18 protein-coding genes and 1 pseudogene are annotated in these 22166 nt (G+C 59.7%); 11 read left to right on the forward strand and 8 right to left on the reverse strand.

Annotation, left to right across the window (positions count from 1 at the left end; translation table 11 throughout):
- Positions 1–18: 18 nt before the first annotated feature.
- The gene (trmL, locus tag ACZ9H3_RS17125) at positions 19–474 is read right to left on the reverse strand and encodes a tRNA (uridine(34)/cytosine(34)/5-carboxymethylaminomethyluridine(34)-2'-O)-methyltransferase TrmL (protein ID WP_065761545.1); all 456 of its coding nucleotides are present in this window, start codon (positions 472–474) and stop codon (positions 19–21) included.
- Here trmL and ACZ9H3_RS17130 point away from each other — a divergent pair.
- Entirely contained in the window at positions 473–910 is a 438-nt protein-coding gene (locus tag ACZ9H3_RS17130) for a hypothetical protein (protein ID WP_099773351.1), read from the forward strand. The genes trmL and ACZ9H3_RS17130 overlap by 2 nt on opposite strands.
- 307 nt (positions 911–1217) lie before the next feature.
- Here ACZ9H3_RS17130 and ntrC read toward each other — a convergent pair whose 3' ends face one another.
- The 3 genes from ntrC to glnA form a co-directional block, all read right to left on the reverse strand.
- Positions 1218–2654 carry a nitrogen regulation protein NR(I) gene (ntrC, locus tag ACZ9H3_RS17135; RefSeq protein ID WP_099773352.1) on the reverse strand — a complete coding sequence of 479 codons (1437 nt, stop codon included), beginning with the start codon at positions 2652–2654 and terminating at the stop codon, positions 1218–1220.
- Positions 2651–3736, reverse strand: coding sequence for a nitrogen regulation protein NR(II) (gene glnL, locus ACZ9H3_RS17140; protein ID WP_330522245.1), 1086 nt, complete (start codon positions 3734–3736; stop codon positions 2651–2653). The genes ntrC and glnL overlap by 4 nt, the downstream gene beginning before the upstream one ends.
- A 514-nt stretch (positions 3737–4250) precedes the next feature.
- Positions 4251–5657, reverse strand: a complete 1407-nt coding sequence (gene glnA / locus ACZ9H3_RS17145) for a glutamate--ammonia ligase (RefSeq protein ID WP_065761549.1) — start codon at positions 5655–5657, stop codon at positions 4251–4253.
- Between the two features lie 330 nt (positions 5658–5987).
- Here glnA and thiI point away from each other — a divergent pair, with 330 nt between their 5' ends.
- Both thiI and typA read left to right on the forward strand, forming a co-directional pair.
- Positions 5988–7442 (forward strand): tRNA uracil 4-sulfurtransferase ThiI, encoded by a 1455-nt coding sequence (gene thiI, locus ACZ9H3_RS17150; protein ID WP_476221660.1) that lies wholly within the window; start codon positions 5988–5990, stop codon positions 7440–7442.
- A gap of 127 nt (positions 7443–7569) precedes the next feature.
- The gene (gene typA, locus ACZ9H3_RS17155) at positions 7570–9393 is read left to right on the forward strand and encodes a translational GTPase TypA (protein ID WP_099773353.1); all 1824 of its coding nucleotides are present in this window, start codon (positions 7570–7572) and stop codon (positions 9391–9393) included.
- A gap of 97 nt (positions 9394–9490) precedes the next feature.
- Here the strand turns inward: typA and ACZ9H3_RS17160 are convergent, their stop codons facing one another.
- On the reverse strand, positions 9491–9895 hold the full coding sequence (locus ACZ9H3_RS17160) for a YkgJ family cysteine cluster protein (protein ID WP_065760654.1): 405 nt from the start codon (positions 9893–9895) through the stop codon (positions 9491–9493).
- Between the two features lie 196 nt (positions 9896–10091).
- Between ACZ9H3_RS17160 and ACZ9H3_RS17165 the strand changes: the two genes are divergently transcribed.
- The 3 genes from ACZ9H3_RS17165 to ACZ9H3_RS17175 all read left to right on the forward strand — a co-directional run bounded on the left by ACZ9H3_RS17165 (position 10092) and on the right by ACZ9H3_RS17175 (position 14296).
- The gene (locus tag ACZ9H3_RS17165; protein WP_476221661.1) at positions 10092–12542 is read left to right on the forward strand and encodes a glycogen/starch/alpha-glucan phosphorylase; all 2451 of its coding nucleotides are present in this window, start codon (positions 10092–10094) and stop codon (positions 12540–12542) included.
- 142 nt (positions 12543–12684) lie between these two features.
- Entirely contained in the window at positions 12685–13695 is a 1011-nt protein-coding gene (locus tag ACZ9H3_RS17170; RefSeq protein ID WP_065760634.1) for a class 1 fructose-bisphosphatase, read from the forward strand.
- Between the two features lie 4 nt (positions 13696–13699).
- Positions 13700–14296: a DUF924 family protein gene (locus ACZ9H3_RS17175; RefSeq protein WP_065760635.1), complete on the forward strand. Its 597-nt coding sequence runs from the start codon at positions 13700–13702 to the stop codon at positions 14294–14296.
- A 36-nt stretch (positions 14297–14332) separates the two neighbouring features.
- Here the strand turns inward: ACZ9H3_RS17175 and ACZ9H3_RS17180 are convergent, their stop codons facing one another.
- Together ACZ9H3_RS17180 and ACZ9H3_RS17185 are read right to left on the reverse strand one after the other, a co-directional pair.
- Positions 14333–15163 carry a methyl-accepting chemotaxis protein gene (locus ACZ9H3_RS17180; protein ID WP_371918252.1) on the reverse strand — a complete coding sequence of 277 codons (831 nt, stop codon included), beginning with the start codon at positions 15161–15163 and terminating at the stop codon, positions 14333–14335.
- A 24-nt stretch (positions 15164–15187) separates the two neighbouring features.
- Positions 15188–16225, reverse strand: a pseudogene (locus ACZ9H3_RS17185) (HAMP domain-containing protein); the annotation flags it as partial.
- Positions 16226–16450: 225 nt separating this feature from the next.
- Between ACZ9H3_RS17185 and ACZ9H3_RS17190 the strand changes: the two are divergent.
- The gene (locus tag ACZ9H3_RS17190; RefSeq protein ID WP_065760637.1) at positions 16451–16705 is read left to right on the forward strand and encodes a hypothetical protein; all 255 of its coding nucleotides are present in this window, start codon (positions 16451–16453) and stop codon (positions 16703–16705) included.
- The gene (locus tag ACZ9H3_RS17195) at positions 16702–17274 is read left to right on the forward strand and encodes a lipocalin family protein (protein WP_476221663.1); all 573 of its coding nucleotides are present in this window, start codon (positions 16702–16704) and stop codon (positions 17272–17274) included. Before ACZ9H3_RS17190 ends, ACZ9H3_RS17195 begins: the two co-directional genes overlap by 4 nt.
- A 36-nt stretch (positions 17275–17310) precedes the next feature.
- On the opposite strand, the gene ACZ9H3_RS17200 is transcribed toward ACZ9H3_RS17195, so the two are convergent.
- A complete protein-coding gene (locus ACZ9H3_RS17200) occupies positions 17311–18675 on the reverse strand; it encodes a formimidoylglutamate deiminase (RefSeq protein ID WP_454240572.1) in 1365 nt (454 codons plus the stop codon).
- Positions 18676–18818: 143 nt separating this feature from the next.
- On the opposite strand from ACZ9H3_RS17200, the gene hutC reads away from it, so the two are divergent.
- The 3 genes from hutC to hutU all read left to right on the forward strand — a co-directional run bounded on the left by hutC (position 18819) and on the right by hutU (position 22132).
- Complete coding sequence (hutC, locus tag ACZ9H3_RS17205; RefSeq protein WP_176717445.1) at positions 18819–19529, forward strand: histidine utilization repressor; 711 nt, start codon at positions 18819–18821, stop codon at positions 19527–19529.
- Positions 19526–20098, forward strand: coding sequence for a HutD/Ves family protein (locus ACZ9H3_RS17210; protein WP_476221665.1), 573 nt, complete (start codon positions 19526–19528; stop codon positions 20096–20098). The genes hutC and ACZ9H3_RS17210 overlap by 4 nt, the downstream gene beginning before the upstream one ends.
- A 369-nt stretch (positions 20099–20467) precedes the next feature.
- Entirely contained in the window at positions 20468–22132 is a 1665-nt protein-coding gene (hutU, locus tag ACZ9H3_RS17215) for a urocanate hydratase (protein ID WP_176717446.1), read from the forward strand.
- Positions 22133–22166: the final 34 nt, after the last annotated feature.

A 22166-nucleotide genomic window follows, 5' to 3' on the forward strand; every position in this document is an offset into this window, starting at 1 on the left:
GGGCGCTTTTTTCTTGGTTCAGGCAAAGCCTTGCTGGCGCCAGGCCTCGTAGACGGCCACCGCGACGGTGTTGGACAGGTTCAGGCTACGGCAGCCTTCGCGCATCGGCAGGCGCAGGCGTTGCTCGCTGCTCAGCGCGTCGAGCACTTCGGCTGGCAGGCCGCGGCTTTCCGGACCGAACAAAAACGCATCGCCGGGCTGGAAGCTGGCATCATGGAAGGGCCGCGAGGCCTTGGTGGTGAACGCGAACAGACGCGGCTGCCCCAGGCTTTCCAGGCAGCTTGGCAGGTCGGCATGACGCTTGAGTGTGGCGTACTCGTGATAGTCGAGGCCCGCTCGGCGCAAGCGCTTGTCGTCCAACTCAAAGCCGATAGGCTCGATCAGGTGCAGGTGGCAGCCGCTGTTGGCGCACAGCCTGATAATGTTGCCGGTATTCGGCGGAATCTCTGGTTGAAAGAGGATGACGTGAAACATGCACGGCTCCGGGCAAAAAGACGAAGGGCATTCTACTCCTGAACCGGACCCACGTTCGCAACTCTGGCCGCGAGTGATGTTCTCGCTGGCAATCTTCGGCATGTTGGTCGGGCTGATGATCGGTCGATTGACGGCGCCCGAGCCTCGGGAGTTGGAGCAGGTCGAGGTCATCGAAGGAGGGCTGAACCTGTGGTTCAACGAAGAACCCAAGCTGCATGGCGAAGAAGTCGAGGGTGCTGTTGCGCTGCTGTTCGAGGCTGATGGGCGGCCTCAGCGTGGTCAGTTGCAACTTGAGGGCAAGCCCGTGAGCTGGCGGGTGCAGAAGACCGATAAGGGCTTGCTGGTGAACCTGGTAGCGGCCCGTCCTCTGCACGGCGATTGGGCCGGTGCAGAGCAGGACGGGCGTTGGCGCTTGCAGGTATTGTTGCGCGAATAAAAGAGGGGATTCCCCGGCCTGCCTGTACCAAGGTCCCCAAAACGGGTGATACCTATGTTATGCACTGTGTGTGCCAGTTTTGTTGCAGGGCTGGAAATGGCTGATTACAGCCGTTTTACCGGAAGAAGAAGGCTCTAGGACGGGGATTTTTGCCTTGTCGCGGTGCATCGCGAGCGGGTTTGGTGCAGGGTGGCGCGTTCAGCAGGAGAGGGCAGCTTCTACATCGGGGGCTGCAGGAGCCGGCGCCGCGTCAGGTGAAACGGGCGCCTTGATCGCCAGCAAGGCATGCTCCTGCAGAAATGGGGCGTCAGGCGTCGTCAGCCTCGTCCTCTTCGCCGCCCGCTACGTTCATTCCCAGCTCCTTGATCTTCCGGGTCAGGGTATTGCGCCCCCAGCCCAGCAGCACGGCGGCATCCCGGCGGCGCCCTGCAGTGTGTTTGAGGGCGGTTTCGATCATGATCCGCTCAAAACTAGGCACGGCACTGTCGAGCAGGTTCGACTGCCCACGCGCCAGGGCCAGGTCTGCCCACTGCCGCAAGGCCTGCTCCCAGTTGGTGACGGGCGCGGCGTCCTGCGGCAGGTTCAGCAGTTCGGGCGGCAGGTCGCCAATGTGCACTTCCCGGCCTGAAGCCATGACGGTGATCCAGCGGCAGGTGTTCTCCAGCTGGCGAACATTGCCCGGCCATGGCAGGTTGCGAATGAACTCTTCGGTTTCAGGCTTGAGCAGCTTGGGCTCGACGGCCAGTTCCTGCGCGGCACGGCTGAGGAAGTGCCGGGCCAGGGTCGGGATGTCTTCGCGACGATCCGACAGGCGCGGGATGTGAATGCGGATCACGTTCAGGCGGTGGAACAGGTCTTCCCTGAACTTGCCTGCCTGAACCAGCGTTTCCAGGTTCTGATGGGTCGCAGCAATGATTCGTACATCGACTTTGACCGGCACGTGGCCGCCAACCCGATAAAACTCGCCATCGGCCAGCACGCGCAGCAGGCGCGTCTGGGTGTCGGCTGGCATGTCGCCAATTTCATCGAGGAACAGGGTGCCGCCGTCCGCCTGCTCAAAGCGCCCGCGCCGCAGGTTGGCCGCGCCGGTAAAGGCGCCTTTTTCGTGGCCGAACAGCTCTGACTCCATCAGGTCCTTGGGGATTGCCGCCATGTTCAATGCAATAAACGGCGATGCTGCCCTTGGGCTGTGGCGGTGAAGGGCGTGGGCGACCAGCTCTTTGCCGGTACCCGACTCGCCGTTGATCAGCACGGTAATGTTGGAGTGGCTCAGGCGACCAATGGCACGGAACACCTCCTGCATCGCCGGTGCTTCGCCGATGATTTCCGGGGTGCGGGTCAGGCTGGGTGCCACATCCATGCCCTGTTGCTCCTGGGCATGCTGGTTGGCACGTTTGACCAGTGATACGGCTTCGTCAACGTCGAAAGGCTTAGGCAAGTACTCGAAGGCCCCGCCCTGATAAGACGCAACGGCGCTGTCGAGGTCCGAGTGGGCGGTCATGATGATGACCGGCAGGCGAGGGTACTGCTCGCGAATCTGCGCGAGCAGGTCCAGGCCACTGGCCCCAGGCATGCGGATATCAGAGATGATCACATCCGGCTGCTGCCGGGACAAACGACCCATGACGCCATCAGCGCTGTCGAAGCTCTGGGTGGTCATGCCTTCCTGCTGCAAGGCTTTTTCCAGAACCCAGCGGATGGAGCGATCGTCATCGACGATCCAGACAGTTTCACTACGGCTCATGAGGACATGGCTCCTTGTTCCAGCGGCAGGAAGATCGAAAAGTTGGTGTGACCAGGGTGGCTGTCACACTCGATCAGCCCTTGGTGCTGGCTGATGATGTTCTGGGTAATGGCCAGGCCCAGCCCGGTTCCGTCGGGACGGCCGCTGACCATTGGATAAAAGATGGTTTCCTGCAGTTCGGCGGGAATGCCAGGGCCGTTGTCGATGATTTCGACCTTGGCCACCAGGCGATGGCGTGTATGGCCAATGGTGAACTGGCGCATGGCTCGGGTACGCAGGCTGATACGGCCCAGGCGCAGTTCGTTCTGGGCGCTGATGGCCTGCATGGCGTTGCGAACGATGTTGAGCACGGCCTGGATCATCTGCTCGCGATCGATCAGGACGTCCGGCAGGCTTGGGTCATAGTCCCGCACCAAGGTGATGCAGCCTTGGCTTTCTGCTTCGACCAGGCTACAGACCCGCTCCAGCACTTCATGGATGTTGGTCATGGCCAGTGACGGCAGCTTGTTCGAGCCCAGCATGCGATCAACCAGGTTGCGCAGGCGATCTGCCTCTTCAATGATGACGTTGGTGTAGTCCTTCAGGCTTTCTTCGGGTAACTCGCGAGCCAACAACTGTGCCGCGCCGCGAATACCGCCAAGCGGGTTCTTGATCTCGTGGGCCAGGCCACGGACCAGCATCTTGGTGGTCTCTTGTTTGGACAGCTGAGCCTCTTCCTTGGTGATCCGCAGCAAGCGGTCCCGCGGATGGACTTCAAGCAACAGCAGGGTCTTTCCGTTGCTCAGGATGGGCGTTACCGCGTAGTCGACGGTCAGGGTCTGGCCAGCCAAGGAGGTGAGCTGGGCTTCGCGCTTGGTGAACGGGTGAGCGTGTTCCACGGCCTGGCGCAAGGAGTTCAGCGCTTCGGTCGATTCCGTGAACAGCTCGCTGATGAACTGGCCATGGCTGCGCTGACCACTGATGGCGAGCAGCATCTCCGCCGCCGGATTCATGTACTCAAGACGCAGTTCGGCATTGAGCAGAATGGTGGCAGTGGTCAGGTTGTCCAGTAGCAGTCGGTGCAGAGCATCGCTGATGGTCATGGGGCGTCGTTGACCTCTTTTGGTACATGACAACCGTGGCTGAAGCCAGGGTCGCGCGCACTGGTAATCCGCTGATACGAAGAAAATGCAAAAAACAAACCAAGGCTCCGAAAAGAAGCGGATTCGCCTGAAAAAGACCTGTATATGCCCAAAAAAGGACTACAAAGCCCTGGGCTTGCGATTTTCTTGAACCAAAATGGGCTGTGAACAGCGGATGCAGGCGGCCCATCGCACCAATATAGAGCATTGAGCCAGGATCGGTTCTGCATTAAAGGCGTTGCCTGGAAAGAGGCTTCCGAGGGCGGCTCAGGCTGCGTTTTCTGTGGGATGCAGGCTTGCCTGCGTTGGCGTCGACGGGTGTGTCAGCGAGTGCCTGGTGCCTGCATCGCTGGCAAGCCAGCTTCCTGCAGGGATCAGTGCCAGGCGTCGGGGCTTTGCGTAGGTGAGACGTCAGAAACAAAAAAGGCCTCCCGAGGGAGGCCTTTCTTACGCCGCTTGCGCGAGCGTCACGGGATTAGCAGCTGTAGTACAGCTCGTATTCCAGTGGGTGTACGAAGGTGCGAACCTTGATTTCTTCTTCGCTTTTCAGGGCGATGTAGGCGTCGATGAAGTCGTCGCTGAAAACGCCGCCTTTGGTCAGGAACGCACGGCCCTTGTCCAGCTCTTCCAGGGCTTCTTTCAGGCTGCCACAAACCTGTGGGATTTCCTTGGCCTCTTCAGGCGGCAGGTCGTACAGGTTCTTGTCGGCGGCATCGCCTGGGTGGATCTTGTTCTGGATACCGTCCAGACCTGCCATCAGCAGCGCTGCGAAGCACAGGTATGGGTTGGCAGCCGGGTCCGGGAAGCGCGCTTCGATACGACGTGCTTTCGGGCTGGAAACGTATGGAATACGGATCGAGGCAGAGCGGTTGCGCGCCGAGTAGGCCAGCATTACTGGGGCTTCGAAGCCTGGGACCAGACGCTTGTAGGAGTTGGTCGAAGGGTTGGTGAAGCCGTTCAGTGCCTTACCGTGCTTGATGATACCGCCGATGAAGTACAGGGCGGTGTCGGACAGGCCGGCATAGCCTTCGCCGGAGAAGGTGTTCTTGCCTTCTTTGGAGATGGACATGTGAACGTGCATGCCCGAACCGTTGTCACCGTACAGTGGCTTCGGCATGAAGGTAGCGGTACGGCCGTAAGCGTCGGCAACGTTGTGTACGCAGTACTTCAGGGTCTGAACTTCGTCGGCTTTCTTCACCAGGGTGTTGAAACGCACGCCGATTTCGTTCTGGCCGGCAGTTGCCACTTCGTGGTGGTGAACTTCGATGACCAGGCCCATTTCTTCCATGGCATTACACATGGCAGTACGGATTTCGTGGTCATGGTCGAACGGAGGAACTGGGAAGTAACCACCTTTGACGCCTGGGCGGTGACCTTTGTTGCCGCCTTCGACGTCCTGGTCGGACATCCACGAACCTTGTTCGGAGAAGATCTTGAACATCGAGCCCGAGATGTCGGACTTGAACTTCACTTCGTCGAAGATGAAGAACTCTGGCTCCGGGCCGACCAGTACGGTGTCACCGATAGCAGTGGACTTCAGGTACTCCTCGGCACGCTTGGCGATGGCGCGTGGGTCGCGGTCGTAGCCTTGCATGGTCGAAGGTTCGATGATGTCGCAAACGATGATCAGCGTTGGCTCTTCGGTGAACGGATCGAGCACGGCAGTATCGTCGACCGGCATCAGGATCATGTCGGACGCTTCGATGCCTTTCCATCCAGCGATGGAGGAGCCGTCGAACATCTTGCCGGCTTCAAAGAAGTCTTCATCCAGCGCATCACGGGCTGGCATGGTCACGTGGTGCTGAGTGCCTTTGGTGTCAGTGAAGCGCAGATCAATCCATTTAACGTCATGATCTTTGATGAGTTGAACCGACTTCGACATAGTGTCCTCCGGGTGGGGTAGAGCTTGCCTGTGCAGCCCTTGAATTTGGGTGATGCCGGGCGCGAATAGTCCGCCAAGGCAACCTGCCTCACAAGGGAGCAAATTGCATGCCAGTGCCCCGAGTTGGGTTTTTTGCCCCAAACATAGGCGTTTGCGCCGTAAATACTGAAAAAGCGGATTTTTTTCGCACTCTTATGATGCGATTTTTAATCAAGATGACCTATTTTGGTGCGATGGATGCCGTCCGTACAATAGTTGGTCAAACCTTGAGCAATTTCCGCTATAATCCGCGCCCCCCTTTTTCGCTTGGCACATTGCACGCAGTTTTTCATGAAACTAATCGTCAAGATTTTCCCAGAGATCACCATCAAGAGCGGCCCGGTGCGCAAGCGCTTCATTCGCCAGCTCTGCCGCAACATTCGTGTCGTGCTCAAGGACCTCGATCCAGAGCTCGTGGTCAAGGGTGTCTGGGATAATCTCGAGATCATCACGCGCCTGGACGATGAAAAAGTGCAGCGTGAGATGATCGAGCGCCTGTCCTGTACGCCGGGCATTGCGCATTTCCTGCAGGTCGACGAATACCCGCTGGTCGATTTCGACGATATCGTCGCTAAGTGCAAGCTTCATTATGGTGCGCAGCTGGCCGGCAAGCATTTTTCGGTTCGCTGCAAGCGTGCGGGCAAGCACAGCTTCACCTCCATGGATGTCGATCGTTATGTCGGCAGCCAACTGCGGCAGCAGTGCGGCGCAGCCGGGATCGATCTGCGTAACCCTGAAGTGGTCGTGCGTCTTGAGCTGCGTGATGAGCGTCTGTTCGTGGTGCACAGCCAGCACCCGGGCATCGGCGGCTACCCGCTGGGCGCGCTGGAGCAGACCCTGGTGCTGATGTCGGGTGGTTTCGACTCTACCGTGGCGGCCTACCAGATGATGCGCCGCGGCCTGATGACCCATTTCTGTTTCTTCAACCTCGGTGGCCGTGCCCACGAGCTTGGCGTAATGGAAGTCGCACACTTTCTCTGGAAAAAGTACGGCAGCAGCCAGCGTGTGCTGTTTGTCAGCGTGCCGTTCGAAGAAGTGGTCGGCGAAATTCTCGGCAAGGTCGGTAACAGCTATATGGGCGTTACCCTCAAGCGTATGATGTTGCGTGCTGCAACCCGCATTGCCGATCGCCTGGAAATCGACGCACTGGTGACCGGTGAGGCGATTTCCCAGGTCTCCAGCCAGACCCTGCCGAACCTGGCGGTGATCGATTCGGCGACCGAGAAACTGGTGTTGCGCCCACTGTTGGCCAGCCACAAGCAGGACATCATCGATCAGGCCTACCAGATCGGGACCGCCGAGTTCGCCAAGCACATGCCAGAATACTGCGGCGTGATTTCGGTGAACCCGACAACCTGCGCCAAGCGTCACCGCGTCGAAAGCGAAGAACGCGGTTTCGACATGGCGGTGCTGGAGCGTGCGCTGGAGCGTGCCCGCCTGATCTCGATCGACAATGTCATCGATGAGCTGGGCCAGGATATTCAAATTGAAGAAGTCAGCCAGGCGTTGGCCGGGCAGGTGGTGATCGACATCCGTCACCCCGACGCCCAGGAAGACCAGCCACTGGTACTCGAAGGTATCGAAGTTCAGGTGCTGCCGTTCTATGCCCTGAACAGCCGTTTCAAGGAACTGGATGCTACCCGCCAGTACCTGCTGTATTGCGACAAGGGCGTAATGAGCCGCCTGCATGCCCACCACTTATTGAGCGAGGGACATGCCAATGTGCGTGTTTATCGCCCGGCATAAGACGCCAGGGCTGTATGGCGGCAGCATCCGCCACCGCCCTCCCGACCGGCGGGCCCGTTGAGCGTTTTTCATTCATATTCGCCGCCTAAACTGGCGGCAACCCGAATCCTCTGCTCGAGATACACAAGTGATCGAAAATCTCCGTAACATCGCCATCATCGCCCACGTTGACCATGGTAAGACCACCCTGGTAGACAAACTCCTGCGTCAGTCCGGCACTCTGGAGCGCAACGAGCTCAACGACGAGCGCGTGATGGACTCCAACGACCAGGAAAAAGAGCGCGGCATTACCATTCTGGCGAAGAACACCGCCATCAACTGGAACGGTTACCACATCAACATCGTGGATACCCCCGGCCACGCCGACTTCGGTGGCGAAGTTGAGCGCGTAATGTCGATGGTCGACTCCGTGCTGCTGCTGGTTGATGCTCAAGACGGCCCTATGCCGCAAACCCGTTTCGTGACCAAGAAGGCCTTCGAAGCCGGCCTGCGTCCAATCGTGGTCATCAACAAGGTTGACCGTCCAGGCGCGCGTCCTGATTGGGTTCTGGATCAGATCTTCGACCTGTTCGACAACCTCGGTGCTACCGATGAACAGCTGGACTTCAAAGTTGTCTACGCCTCGGCCCTGAACGGCATTGCCGGTCTGGACCACACCGACATGGCGGAAGACATGACCCCGCTGTACCAGTCGATCGTCGACAACGTACCAGCGCCTTCCGTTGACCGTGACGGCCCGTTCCAGATGCAGATCTCTGCCCTGGACTACAACAGCTTCCTCGGTGTTATCGGCGTTGGCCGTATCGCCCGTGGTCGCGTCAAGCCGAACACCCCGGTTGTAGCCATCGACGTTGACGGCAAGAAGCGCAACGGCCGTATCCTGAAGCTGATGGGTCACCACGGTCTGCACCGCGTTGACGTTGAAGAAGCACTGGCGGGCGATATCGTTTGCGTCAGCGGTTTCGACGAGCTGTTCATCTCCGACACCCTGTGCGACCCACTGAACGTCGAAGCGATGAAGCCACTGACCGTTGACGAGCCAACCGTTTCGATGACCTTCCAGGTCAACGACTCGCCGTTCTGCGGTAAGGAAGGCAAGTTCGTCACCAGCCGTAACATCAAGGAACGTCTGGACAAAGAGCTGCTGTACAACGTTGCACTGCGCGTTGAAGAAGGCGACTCGGCTGACAAGTTCAAGGTTTCCGGCCGTGGTGAGCTGCACCTGTCGGTTCTGATCGAAACCATGCGTCGTGAAGGCTTCGAGATGGCTGTAGGCCGTCCTGAAGTAATCATCCGTGAAGTCAACGGCGTCAAGCAGGAGCCGTTCGAGAACGTCACCATCGACATCCCTGAAGAAGCTCAGGGCAAGGTCATGGAAGAGATGGGTCTGCGTAAAGGCGACCTGACCAACATGTCGCCGGATGGTAAAGGTCGTGTGCGTCTGGAGTACAACATTCCAGCCCGTGGTCTGATCGGTTTCCGTAACCAGTTCCTGACCCTGACCAACGGTGCAGGCATCCTGACCTCGATCTTCGATCGCTACGACACCATGAAGTCCGGCCACATGTCCGGCCGTCAGAACGGTGTACTGGTATCGGTTGAGACCGGCAAGGCACTGACCTACTCCCTGGAAACCCTGCAGGCTCGTGGCAAGCTGTTCATCGAGCACGGTCAGGACATCTACAACGGTCAGATCGTTGGTCTGAACAGCCGTGACAACGACCTGGGCGTCAACCCTACCAAGGGCAAGAAGCTCGACAACATGCGTGCTTCGGGTAAAGACGAAACCATCGCTCTGGTTCCACCGGTTCGTTTCACCCTGGAACAGGCTCTGGAGTTCATCCAGGACGACGAGCTGTGTGAAGTTACGCCGAAGTCGATCCGTCTGCGCAAGAAGATCCTCGACGAAGGCGAGCGTACCCGCGCTGCCAAGAAAGCCAAGGCTAACTAAGCTCGGCTAAATGAAAACGCCCCCGGTCGAAAGGCCGGGGGCGTTTTTTTATGTGCGTTTGTCGCCAGCCAGGCCGACGACTACCCGTTGGTAGCGCTTAGCGCGCTGGAGGCTTTGGCTTGTAGGCGCAATAGCCCGGCCGAGGGCCGATTTTCGGGTGGTTGCGGCAGGTGTCCGGGCGCTTGTCGTAGATGGTGCAGAGGCGGCTCTTGCGGTCCAGGTACAGGCAATCGTCGTTGCTCATCCGTGCCAGGGTGAAGATGCCCGACTTCTGATTGAAGCGCTCGACAATCCCTTCCTTTTGCAGTCGCTTGGCAACGTTCTTCGGCGGCTCGTCCTTTTCAAATTCGTCGACTACCCCGATACGGATCAAGTCCTTGATGCGCACTTCCACTGGCAGGGTGCAGCAACTGGACATGCAGCCTCCACACATGTGGCTGGCATATTTCTGCCAGGTATCCAGGCGGTCTAGTTCAGCTGCAGCGATCAGGGTCGGTTTCATCGGGTTCGACTTTCGGCGGTCATACGGGCGCGCGATGATACCGGGGTTGGTGAAAGAATGAACAACCATTTGCCGGTTTTTCTCGATGAAAGTTTCTGGCGTCACGCAGAAAACCACGAACCAGGGCTGTCGGTCTGTGCTGGAGCGTCTAGGCTGATAGATCGCACCCGAACGTCAACCTGCTTGAGGACGACGAATGTCTCAGGAAACGCTTGCTCGTGACGAAGAGGTGGCGGCCTTCCGCGCCGCTGTATTGGCCAAACTGACGTATGCGGTTGGCAAGGACCCGGAGCACGCTTTCGACCATGACTGGTTTGAAGCCATTGCCCTGGCGGCCCGTGATCATATGGTCAACCACTGGATGGACCATACGCGGCAGATCTACCGAAGTAACCAGAAACGGGTCTATTACCTGTCACTGGAGTTCCTGATCGGTCGCCTGCTGTATGACAGCCTGAGCAACCTGGGCTTGCTGGACGTTGCACGCGAAGCCTTGACCGGGTTGAACGTTGACCTGGATCGTATTCGCCTGCTCGAACCGGATGCTGCCCTTGGCAATGGTGGCCTGGGGCGCTTGGCGGCCTGTTTCATGGAAAGCATGTCAACGCTCGGCATTGCGGCGCACGGCTACGGCATCCGTTATGAGCACGGTCTGTTCCGTCAGGCGGTCGTCGATGGCTGGCAACAGGAGCAGACGGAAAACTGGCTGGACTTCGGTAACCCCTGGGAATTTGAACGGGCCGAAGTCATTTACCCCATCAGTTTTGGTGGCAGCGTGGAGACCGTCAAGCAGGCTGACGGATCTTTCCGGCAAATATGGTGGCCGGCGGAGACGGTACGCGCGGTGGCGTACGACACGCCGGTCGTCGGGTGGCGTGGCGCCAGTGTGAACACGTTACGCCTCTGGCGGGCACGGGCGCTGGAAGAACTGCACCTGGAGCGCTTCAATGCCGGTGACCACTTGGGTGCCGTGGCTGAGGTGGCGCGCGCCGAGAGCATTTCGCGGGTGTTGTACCCTGCCGACAGCACCGAAGCCGGTCAGGAGTTGCGGTTGCGCCAGGAGTACTTCTTCGTTTCGGCCTCGCTGCAGGACCTGCTGCGCCGCCACCTGAACATGCATGATGACTTCCTTAACCTGCCCAAGCAGGTGGCGATCCAGCTCAACGATACCCACCCCTCGATTGCCGTGGCTGAGTTGATGCGGCTGTTGGTCGATCAACACGAAGTGCCTTGGGATACCGCCTGGCAGTTGACTGTCGATACCCTGGCCTACACCAATCACACGCTATTGCCCGAAGCGCTGGAAACCTGGCCGGTGGGCCTGATGGAGCGGATGCTGCCACGGCACATGCAGATCATTTACCTGATCAATGCCTTCCATATCGACGCCCTGCGGGCCAAGGGCATCCATGATTTCGATGTACTGCGGGCGGTCTCGCTGATTGAAGAGGACAACGGGCGCCGTGTGCGCATGGGTAATCTGGCGTTTCTAGGGTCACACAGCGTCAACGGTGTTTCGGCGCTGCATTCCAAGCTGATGCGCAGCACGGTGTTTGCCGAACTGCACAAGTTGTACCCCGACCGGATCAACAACAAGACCAACGGCATCACCTTTCGCCGCTGGCTCTACCAGGCCAATCCACGCTTGACCGGCATGATGGTGGAGGCACTCGGTGCCGACTTGCTCGACAATCCGGAGACACGTTTGAGGGGGCTTGAGCCTTTCGCTGAACAGGCCGGCTTCCGCAAGCGTTTCGCCGAGCAGCGCCTGCACAGCAAGCGGGTACTGGCGCAAATGATTCAGGACCGCTTGGGTATCACCATCAGCCCTGAGGCGATGTTCGATGTGCAGGTCAAGCGCATCCACGAGTACAAGCGCCAACTGCTCAACCTGTTACATACCGTGGCGCTGTATCAGGCGATCCGTGCCGAGCCCGAGACCAACTGGGTGCCAAGGGTGAAACTGTTCGCGGGCAAGGCGGCAGCCAGCTACCACCAGGCCAAGCTGATCATCAAGCTGGCCAACGACATTGCCAAGGTGGTCAATAACGATCCGACGGTGCGGGGCCAGCTCAAGGTGGTATTCCTGCCCAACTACAACGTCAGCCTGGCGGAGAGCATCATTCCGGCAGCAGACTTGTCCGAGCAGATCTCCACTGCTGGTTATGAGGCGTCTGGCACCAGCAATATGAAGTTCGGCCTCAATGGCGCCTTGACCATCGGCACGCTGGATGGCGCCAACGTCGAGATGTCCGAGCAGGTCGGTGCCGAGCACATGTTTATCTTTGGCCTCACCGCCCAGCAGGTCGAGGCACGCAAGCGCAGTGGCGATTTCAGCGCCCATGCCACTGCAGCCGCCTCACACCGCCTCAATGATGTGCTTCATGCCATTCGTGGCGGAGTGTTTTCGCCGGATGATCCATCGCGGTACGTTGGGTTGATCGACTCCCTGCTGGCCTATGACCGCTTCCTGGTGTGCGCCGATTTTGACGCCTACTGGGAGGCGCAGCGGCGCGTAGAGGCGTTGTGGCGCGAACCTGAGCTGTGGTGGCGTTCGGCGGTACTCAACAGTGCGCGCATGGGCTGGTTCTCTTCGGATCGGACCATTCGCGAGTACGCCACCGAGATCTGGCATGCGCTGGAGTGAGTGGCTGCATGTGGCCCGAGGGGGTGAACTCTCGGGCCAATGTGCCGTCTGATCAGGCGAGCCCGTCCTATTGCTCGCTAGCGCTTCACTCTCCCTGTAAACTGCGTGGGTTTTTTACTACCCCCTTCCTTCGGAGCCTTACATGTCCCGCGTTACCCTGAGTCGCTATTTGATTGAGCAGACCCGCAGCAACAGTACCCCTGCCGATCTGCGCTTCCTGATCGAAGTGGTGGCGCGTGCGTGCAAGGAGATCAGCCACCACGTCTCCAAAGGCGCCCTGGGCGGCGTCCTCGGCAGCATGGGCACTGAAAACGTGCAAGGCGAAGTCCAGAAGAAACTGGACGTGATTTCCAACGATATCCTGCTTGAGGCCAACGAGTGGGGCGGCCACCTGGCCGGCATGGCGTCCGAGGAAATGGACAACGCCTACCAGATCCCGGGCAAATACCCGAAGGGTGCCTACCTGCTGGTGTTCGACCCGTTGGACGGATCTTCGAACATTGACGTCAACGTGTCGGTCGGCACCATCTTTTCGGTACTGCGTTGCCCGAATGAGTACCTGAGCCAGAACGAAAGCCTGAACGAGAAAGCCTTCCTGCAGCCAGGCACCAAGCAGGTTGCTGCCGGTTACGCGATCTATGGCCCGCAGACCATGCTGATCCTGACCCTGGGCGATGGCGTCAAAGGTTTCACCCTGGATCGCGAGCTGGGCAGCTTCGTCCTGACTAACGAGAACATCAGCGTGCCGGAAAGCACCGCCGAGTTCGCCATCAACATGTCCAACCAGCGTCACTGGGAAGCCCCGGTACAGCGCTATGTCGGCGAGTTGCTGGAAGGCGAAACCGGCCCGCTGAAAAAGAACTACAACATGCGCTGGATCGCGTCGATGGTTGCCGATGTGCACCGCATCCTGACCCGTGGCGGCCTGTTCATGTACCCACGTGACTCCCGCGAGCCTTCCAAGCCGGGCAAGCTGCGCCTGATGTACGAAGCCAACCCGATGTCGTTCATCATCGAGCAGGCCGGTGGTGCTGCCACTGACGGTCATCAGCGTATTCTCGACATTCAGCCAGACAGCCTGCACCAGCGCGTTGCAGTGTTCCTCGGCTCCAAGCAGGAAGTCGAGCGCGTGACCGGCTACCACAAGGAGTAATTCCATGCTCGCACCTTGGCAGCCGTTACTGGAGTGGTGGTTCGGTTGGGGCACCAGCCCTCAAGACGTGGCTGACGAGAAGAGCACCTTGTGGTTCGGCAAGCACCACGATGCCGAGGCGCATGAGCGCTTCGGTGATCTGGTCGAGCAGGCACTGGCTGGCGGCCTGGATGAGTGGTTGCAAAGCCCTCAGGGGTGGTTGGGCCTTGTATTGTTGCTGGATCAACTGCCGCGGATGATCTATCGCGATACGCCGCGAGCCTTCGATGGCGACCGGCGTGCACAGGTGCTGGTGATGCAGGGCCTGGACAAAGCCTGGGATTATCAGCTTTTGCCGATCCAGCGGGTGTTCATCCTGCTGGTACTGGAACATGCCGAAGTGCTGGACTGGCAGAATATCTGCGTCGAGCGTTACCGGCTGTTGCTGGCGGCCCAGCCTGAGTCTGATCGTCGCCTGTTCGAGGGTTTTCTCGATTATGCCGAGCAGCATCAGCGCGTCATAACCCGTTTCGGGCGCTTCCCGCACCGCAATCTGGTACTCGGTCGGCCCAGCACCGACGAGGAAATGGACTTCCTGCTGGAGCCGGGCTCTCGGTTCTAAGGCGCATCGCCGGCCTGGCCGGCGATGCAGCGCTGTTTAGATCCTGAAACTGCCGACCAGATGCTTCAAGCGTGTGGCCTGGTGCTCCAGGTCATTGCACGCCTGCAGTGTGGTTTGCAGGTTTTGCACCCCTTCCTGATTCAGCGTGTTGATCTCGGTGATGTCGACGTTGATCGACTCCACCACGGCGGTCTGCTCCTCGGTGGCCGTAGCGACCGATTGATTCATGCCATCGATCTCGCTGATCCGCTGGGTCACGCTGCCCAGGCGCTCGCCGGCCTGGTTGGCGATACCGACACTGCGTTCACTCTGGCTCTGGCTTTCGGTCATGGTGTTGACCGCATCCCGCGCCCCGCTCTGCAGTTCTTCGATGATCCGTTGTACCTGCTGTGCTGAGTCCTGGGTACGGTGGGCAAGGTTACGTACTTCATCGGCCACCACCGCGAAACCACGCCCGGCCTCACCGGCACGCGCTGCTTCGATGGCAGCGTTAAGCGCCAGCAGGTTGGTCTGTTGGGAAATGCCACTGATGACGTCGAGGATTTGCCCGATGTTCACCGTGTTGGCGTTCAGGGTTTCGATATTGCCGCAGGAGTCGCTGATCTTCGTCGACAGCTGATTCATCACCGAAATGGTTTGATCAACCACCTGCTGACCGTCTTCGGCCAGGTTGCGCGCTTCACTGGAGTGTTGCGACGCTAGCGCGGCGTTTTGCGCGATCTCCTGTGCGGCGGCGCCGAGCTGGTTGATGGCTGCAGCAACACTGTTGGTCCGGCTGGCCTGCTGGTCGGCATTCTGAATCGAGGCGTTCGAGGCGCTGACCACGCGGGTGGCTACTTCATTGACCTGACCGGTAGCCGAGGACACTTCGCGGATCGACTCGTGGATACGTTCGACAAAGCGATTGAACGACTGCCCCAATGCACCGAATTCGTCCTGAGCATGGATGCGCAGCCGCTTGGTCAGGTCGCCTTCGCCTTCGGCAATGTCGTGCATCGCACGGCCCATCACATGCAACGGCTCCATCAGCACGCGAATCAGCATGCCGAGCAGGCCGATGATGATCAGCACGGCAATCGCCATGGCAATCATCGCCGAGGTACGGAACTCGCCGAGCATGGCAAAGGCCGCCTCTTGGTCCAGTTCCAGTGCGACGTACCAGTTGACCGACGGAATGCCGCTGACCTGCGTGAAGCTGATGAACTTCTTGTGCCCATTGACTTCAACTTCCTTGAGCCCGCTGCCAATAGTCGGTGCACCTTGTGGGTACACATCGGCCAGTGTCTTCAGGTTCAACGAGCTGTCCGGGTGGATCAGGATCTTGCCGTCGCTGCCGACGATGAACGCGCGGCCATGCCCATCGAAGTTCAAGGCGTTGATGATCGAACTGATGGTGTCCAGGCCTGTATCGGCACCCGTCACCCCAACCCGCCGGCCATCATGCTGCACCGGGGTCGCAATGGTAATGACCAGCTTGCCCATGGAGGCCGATACATAGGGCTCGGTGATAATGGTGCTGTTGGCGTTGCTGGCAGCCTTGTACCAGCCTCGGGCGCGTGGGTCATAGTCGGCTGCACGGTTTCCGGCAGGCACTGACAACATGCTGCCATCCTCGCCACCGAAGTAGGTCATCAGGAAGTTATCGCTATAGACCGGTAACTCAATGCTGCGTGTCAGGCTGTCTTTTTGGGTGCCGTCCACGGCAATTTGCTGAGCCAGAGAATTCAGGATCTGAATACGGCTGCCTAGCCAGTTCTGGATGTTGCTGGTGGTCAGGCTGCCCAGTTCCTGCATCGATGCTTCGGTGCTGTCGCGCAGGGCCTCGCGTTGCCGGTAATCGTTGAACAGGATAAAGCCGGAGAAGGCGACGACGACCACAAGGGCGGCAGCGAGAAGGATCTTGTGGCTGAACTTCAGGTTTTTGGTCATTACGAGGTCTTTTTACGCAAGGCGAATCAATGGTGAGGGCGCGGCAAAAGGTCGCAGCGCACTCTAGGTGTCGTCCAAGCGGTAAAAAAGATTAATGCTCATTTCACCTGAGCCGACCAACGTCATCGATCAATGTTCTACTGCGGGGAACCACAGGGGCTTTTCCCCTTCTAAGCTGATGGCAGGCTATCCGCCCAGCCCCCTCATGTTCAGGAGTGACCTTTCATGTCGTTGCGTTCCCTCGCTCTGTTGTCCTTGTGCGTGTTTCTGACTGCGTGCAACAAAATCAATCAGGAAAACTACTCACGGCTCAAGGCGGGCATGGCAAAGGTCGACGTTGAAAAGCTGCTCGGCAAGCCAACTGATTGCTCAGGTGCGTTGGGCATCTCCAGCTGTACCTGGGGTGACAAAGACACCTTCATCAGTATCCAGTTTGCGGGTGACAATGTGTTGATGTACTCAGGACAGGGGCTCAAATGAAACGACTCTCTCACCTGCTGGGGCTGAGCGCGGCTCTGCTTCTTGGCGGTTGCGCGCACTCTGATAGCGGGCCACTGCCGCCCAAGACAGTCGAGCGTGTCGACCTCAAGCGCTACCAGGGCACGTGGTATGAACTGGCGCGTTTGCCCATGTTCTTCCAGCGTGATTGTGCGCAATCTGAAGCGCATTACAGCCTCAAGCCAGATGGCAATGTCGGCGTTCTCAATCGCTGTCGCACCTTAGAAGGGGAGTGGCAGGAGGCAAGCGGTACCGCCACGCCACAGGTGCCAGGCAAGACCGACAAGCTCTGGGTCGAGTTTGATAACTGGTTCTCGAGACTGCTGCCGGGCGTCGCCAAGGGCGACTATTGGGTGCTGTACCTCGACGATGACTACCAGACCGCACTGGTTGGCAACCCGAACCGGCGTTACCTCTGGCTGCTCTCGCGCAAGCCGACGGTGCCGGCCTATGAGCGCGAAAGCCTGCTGGCCAAGGCACGCCAGCAGGGGTACGACACGACGCGCTTGATCTGGCGGGTGTCTGATCGGGATATTGCCAGGCGGCCGTGATTGCTTGCCTGGCTGGCCCCAGCATCAACTCCAGCGTCAGCCCAACAGTTCTCTCAGCACACGGGTAAAGGCCTGGGCGGTCTGTTCTTCGGCGGCATGATGGCCTTGGCGTACCACCCATTTGCCGTTGACCATCACATCGCGGACCTGACGATCGCCTCCGGCAAACAGCCAGCGATTGAGGATGCCGTCGCCCTTGGCCGTTGCCAGGTAGGGGTCGTTGCCATCGAGCACCAGCCAGTCGGCGCGGTGACCTTCTGCCAGCGTACCCACCGGCTGCCCCAGCGCTTGTGCTCCGCCACTGAGGGCTGCATCGAACAGCGTGCGCCCAACCATCGGCTGCTCCGCGCGGTACAGTCGGTTGCGTCGCTGGTCGCGCAGGCGTTGGCCGTATTCGAGCCAGCGCAGTTCTTCCACCACGCTGAGCGAAACATGGCTGTCCGAGCCAATACCCAGGCGACCGCCACGGGCCAGGTAGTCGACTGCAGGGAAGATGCCGTCGCCCAGGTTGGCCTCGGTGGTCAGGCACAATCCAGCTACCGCGCCGCTGGCCGCCATCAGCGCGACTTCGTCGGCTTCGGCGTGGGTGGCATGGACCAGGCACCAGCGCTGATCAACCTCGGTGTTCTCGTACAACCATTGCAGTGGGCGTCGGCCGCTCCAAGCCAGGCAGTCGTCGACTTCTTTCTGTTGCTCGGCAATGTGTATGTGCACAGGGCAGTGTGGGTCGCTGGCGGCCATGACCTGAGCGATCTGTTGCGGGGTGACGGCGCGCAGCGAGTGGAAGCACAGCCCCAAATGTTGCGCGGGTTGCTGCGCCAGCAGCGGTGCCAGGCGCTCGTGTAGTCGCAGATACTGCTCGGTGCTGTTGATAAAGCGGCGCTGCCCATCGGTGGGCGCTTGGCCACCGAAACCTGAATGGCTGTAGAGCACGGGGAGCAGGGTCAGGCCGATGCCGCTGTGGCTGGCAGCCTGGCTGATACGCTGGGACAGTTCAGTCGGGTCGGCATAGGGAGTGCCATCAGCATCGTGGTGCACGTAGTGGAACTCGGCGACCGAGGTGTATCCGGCCTTGAGCATCTCGATGTACAACTGGCGGGCAATCACTTCCAGTTGTTCCGGGCTGATCTGGCCGACCATGCGGTACATCAGTTCGCGCCAGGTCCAGAAGCTGTCATTGGGGTTGCCAACCACTTCAGCCAAGCCAGCCATGGCGCGCTGGAAGGCATGTGAGTGCAGGTTTGGCATACCCGGCAGCAGTGGGCCTGCCACGCGTTCGGCGCCCTCGGCCGAGGCATCGGTATGGACGCGGCCGATTCGGCCGTCGGTACCGACCTCGATGCGGACATTGTTGGCCCAGCCGGTAGGCAGCAAAGCACGTTCGGCAAAGAAGACGGACATCGACACGGCACCTCGTTTTGTTTATTTGTATATACATATACAGACGTTTGCCTGCTGGGTAAACTCCGGCAATCTATGGAGTACTCATTTTGAACAAGGATCTCGACGTGCCGACACCACCTGTCTCCGCGCTGGTTGCCCAAATGGGCGAGGGGCCGGCGCCGCTGTATGCCCGGGTCAAGCAAATGATTGCCCAGCAAATCAAGAACGGTAGCTGGCCACCGCACCACCGTGTGCCGTCGGAAAGCGAACTGGTCAGTGAGCTGGGCTTCAGTCGCATGACCATCAACCGCGCACTGCGCGAGCTGACAGCCGAGGGGCTGTTGGTGCGCATGCAGGGCGTCGGGACCTTTGTTGCCGAGCCCAAGACCCGTTCCGCATTGTTCGACGTCAATAACATTGCAGACGAGATCGCCGCGCGGGGGCACAAACACACCTGCAAGGTGGTGACCCTGGCTGAAGAGGCTGCCGGCTCCGAGCGGGCGTTGGCACTGGATATGCGCGAAGGTCAGCGGGTGTTCCATTCGTTGATCGTGCATTACGAGAACGACATTCCGGTGCAAATCGAAGACCGCTTCGTCAATGCCCAGGTTGCACCGGACTACCTCAAGCAGGATTTCACCGTGCAGACCCCTTATGCCTACCTGTCCCAGGTGGCACCCCTGACCGAGGGCGAGCATGTGGTCGAGGCGATTCTGGCTGAGCCGGAGGAATGTCGCCTGCTGCAGATCGAGCAGGGCGAGCCGTGCCTGCTGATTCGCCGTCGCACGTGGTCCGGCCGTCAGCCGGTGACGGCGGCACGTTTGATTCACCCTGGTTCCCGTCATCGCTTGGAAGGACGTTTCAGTAAATGAGTCAGATGCAGGTACTTCGCGCGGTCAATTACCCCCGCATGCCCTGGAAGAATGGTGGTGGCAGCACCGAAGAAATCGCCCGTGACGCCGGAGAGGGCCTTGAGGGCTTTGGCTGGCGTCTTTCGATTGCCGATATTGCCGAGTCGGGTGGCTTCTCCAGCTTTGCCGGATACCAGCGGATCATCACCGTGCTGCAAGGTGATGGCATGGTGCTGCAGGTCGATGGCGAGGCAAGTCGTGCACTGCTGCCCTTCGATGCCTTCATGTTCTCGGGTGAAAGTCAGGTGAGCTGCCGCTTGTTGGGTGGGCCGATCCGCGATTTCAACCTGATCTATGCGCCGCAGCGTTACCGCGCTCGCCTGCAATGGCTTGAGGGTGAGAGTCGTCTCTTCAGTTCGGCGCAGACGCTGTTGGTCTTCGCTGCTGGCGAGCAGGTTCGTGCCGCGTTGGGCGGGCATGCGGTGCAGACGCTGTCGCGCCACGACTGCGTGCAGGTCGAAGGAAATGCGGGGTTGCAGGCGCTTGAGCTGAGTGGCCACTGCTGCCTGATCGAGCTGAGCCACTGCTGAGATTGTTACCGCGGTTACTGATGAGTTGCGCGCGGGTGTGTTACTGATTGACCCAAGGTGGTGCAACGCCACCTTGTCTGACGGCGTTGTTCTGCACCCCTGTCCCCCTCCCATACGTTTTCTTTTGCTGCCAGAACCCCGGATTTCTTGCGCTGCGTTGGCCGTGGCGTGCCTCTGTGGCAGTTCGTCGGAGAAGTTGGCACTTCAATTGCCTATGCTTGTACATACAAGTAAATATGTGTTTGTATGAGTGTGCATGGCAGCCCTGCTGCCATCCCGAATTTGCCTGCCACCGCTGGCACGCTCGCCCACAGCCTGGGTTGGGCGGGATCGATCGCTTGAGGAGCCGTTACCGTGACTGACAAGAACATGAACAAATTCCGTGACGTCGAAATTCGCGCCCCGCGCGGCACTACGCTGACCGCCAAAAGCTGGCTGACCGAAGCGCCGCTGCGCATGCTGATGAACAACCTCGACCCTGAAGTCGCGGAAAACCCGAAAGAGCTGGTGGTGTACGGCGGCATTGGCCGTGCGGCGCGTAACTGGGAGTGCTACGACAAGATCGTCGAGAGCCTGACCAACCTGAACGACGACGAAACCCTGCTGGTGCAGTCCGGCAAGCCGGTCGGCGTGTTCAAGACCCACGCCAACGCCCCACGCGTGTTGATCGCCAACTCCAACCTGGTGCCGCACTGGGCCACGTGGGAGCACTTCAACGAACTGGATGCCAAGGGCCTGGCCATGTACGGCCAGATGACGGCTGGCAGCTGGATCTACATCGGTAGCCAGGGCATCGTTCAAGGCACCTATGAAACCTTCGTCGAGGCCGGCCGCCAGCACTACAACGGCAGCCTCAAGGGCAAGTGGGTACTGACCGCCGGCCTGGGTGGCATGGGTGGCGCGCAGCCGCTGGCTGCAACCCTGGCCGGTGCCTGCTCGCTGAACATCGAATGCCAGCAGAGCCGCATCGACTTCCGCCTTAGCACCCGCTATGTCGACGAACAGGCCAACGACCTGGACGACGCCTTGGCGCGCATTGCCAAGTACACCGCTGAAGGCAAAGCCATCTCCATTGCCCTGCACGGCAACGCGGCTGAAATCCTGCCCGAACTGGTCAAGCGCGGTGTGCGTCCAGACATGGTCACCGACCAGACCAGCGCCCATGACCCGCTCAACGGCTACCTGCCAGCAGGCTGGACCTGGGAACAGTACCGTGACCGCGCACAAACCGAGCCGGCTGCCGTGGTCAAGGCGGCCAAGCAGTCGATGGCCGTACACGTGCAGGCCATGCTCGATTTCCAGAAGCAGGGCATTCCGACCTTCGACTACGGCAACAACATCCGTCAGATGGCCAAGGAAGAAGGCGTAGAAAACGCATTCGACTTCCCAGGCTTCGTACCGGCCTATATTCGCCCGTTGTTCTGCCGTGGTATCGGCCCGTTCCGCTGGGCGGCCCTGTCGGGTAACGCCGAAGACATCTACAAGACCGACGCCAAGGTCAAGGAACTGATCCCGGACGATGCGCATCTGCATAACTGGCTGGAAATGGCCCGTGAGCGCATCAGCTTCCAGGGCCTGCCAGCACGTATCTGCTGGGTTGGTCTGGGGCAGCGGGCCAAGCTGGGTCTGGCCTTCAACGAGATGGTTCGCCGCGGCGAGTTGTCGGCACCGATCGTGATTGGTCGTGACCACCTGGACTCGGGCTCTGTGTCGAGCCCGAACCGCGAAACCGAATCGATGATGGATGGCTCCGACGCTGTGTCCGACTGGCCATTGCTCAACGCACTGCTCAACACCGCCAGCGGCGCGACCTGGGTCTCGCTGCACCACGGCGGCGGTGTCGGCATGGGCTTCTCGCAGCACTCCGGCATGGTCATCGTCTGTGACGGTACCGACGAGGCAGCCGAGCGAATCGCTCGCGTTCTGACCAACGACCCGGCCACTGGCGTGATGCGCCATGCCGATGCCGGTTATCAGATCGCCATCGATTGCGCCAAGGAACAAGGCCTGAACCTGCCGATGATTACGCGCTGATTGGCGCGCAATGGTTGATACTGAATTAACGACA

It is taken from the genome of Pseudomonas sp. TE3910, from assembly GCF_056279025.1.

Excerpts from the sequence above, each read along its gene's own strand:
- ACZ9H3_RS17175 (WP_065760635.1), top strand. The coding sequence starts at position 13,700 with ATGCTCGCACCTTGGCAGCCGTTACTGGAGTGGTGGTTCGGTTGGGGC.
- glnA (WP_065761549.1), bottom strand. The coding sequence starts at position 5,657 with ATGTCGAAGTCGGTTCAACTCATCAAAGATCATGACGTTAAATGGATT.
- ACZ9H3_RS17165 (WP_476221661.1), top strand. The coding sequence starts at position 10,092 with ATGTCTCAGGAAACGCTTGCTCGTGACGAAGAGGTGGCGGCCTTCCGC.
- ACZ9H3_RS17190 (WP_065760637.1), top strand. The coding sequence starts at position 16,451 with ATGTCGTTGCGTTCCCTCGCTCTGTTGTCCTTGTGCGTGTTTCTGACT.
- ACZ9H3_RS17200 (WP_454240572.1), bottom strand. The coding sequence starts at position 18,675 with ATGTCCGTCTTCTTTGCCGAACGTGCTTTGCTGCCTACCGGCTGGGCC.
- glnL (WP_330522245.1), bottom strand. The coding sequence starts at position 3,736 with ATGACCATCAGCGATGCTCTGCACCGACTGCTACTGGACAACCTGACC.
- thiI (WP_476221660.1), top strand. The coding sequence starts at position 5,988 with ATGAAACTAATCGTCAAGATTTTCCCAGAGATCACCATCAAGAGCGGC.
- ACZ9H3_RS17160 (WP_065760654.1), bottom strand. The coding sequence starts at position 9,895 with ATGAAACCGACCCTGATCGCTGCAGCTGAACTAGACCGCCTGGATACC.
- trmL (WP_065761545.1), bottom strand. The coding sequence starts at position 474 with ATGTTTCACGTCATCCTCTTTCAACCAGAGATTCCGCCGAATACCGGC.
- ntrC (WP_099773352.1), bottom strand. The coding sequence starts at position 2,654 with ATGAGCCGTAGTGAAACTGTCTGGATCGTCGATGACGATCGCTCCATC.
- hutC (WP_176717445.1), top strand. The coding sequence starts at position 18,819 with ATGGGCGAGGGGCCGGCGCCGCTGTATGCCCGGGTCAAGCAAATGATT.
- ACZ9H3_RS17130 (WP_099773351.1), top strand. The coding sequence starts at position 473 with ATGCACGGCTCCGGGCAAAAAGACGAAGGGCATTCTACTCCTGAACCG.
- ACZ9H3_RS17170 (WP_065760634.1), top strand. The coding sequence starts at position 12,685 with ATGTCCCGCGTTACCCTGAGTCGCTATTTGATTGAGCAGACCCGCAGC.
- ACZ9H3_RS17195 (WP_476221663.1), top strand. The coding sequence starts at position 16,702 with ATGAAACGACTCTCTCACCTGCTGGGGCTGAGCGCGGCTCTGCTTCTT.
- hutU (WP_176717446.1), top strand. The coding sequence starts at position 20,468 with ATGAACAAATTCCGTGACGTCGAAATTCGCGCCCCGCGCGGCACTACG.
- ACZ9H3_RS17210 (WP_476221665.1), top strand. The coding sequence starts at position 19,526 with ATGAGTCAGATGCAGGTACTTCGCGCGGTCAATTACCCCCGCATGCCC.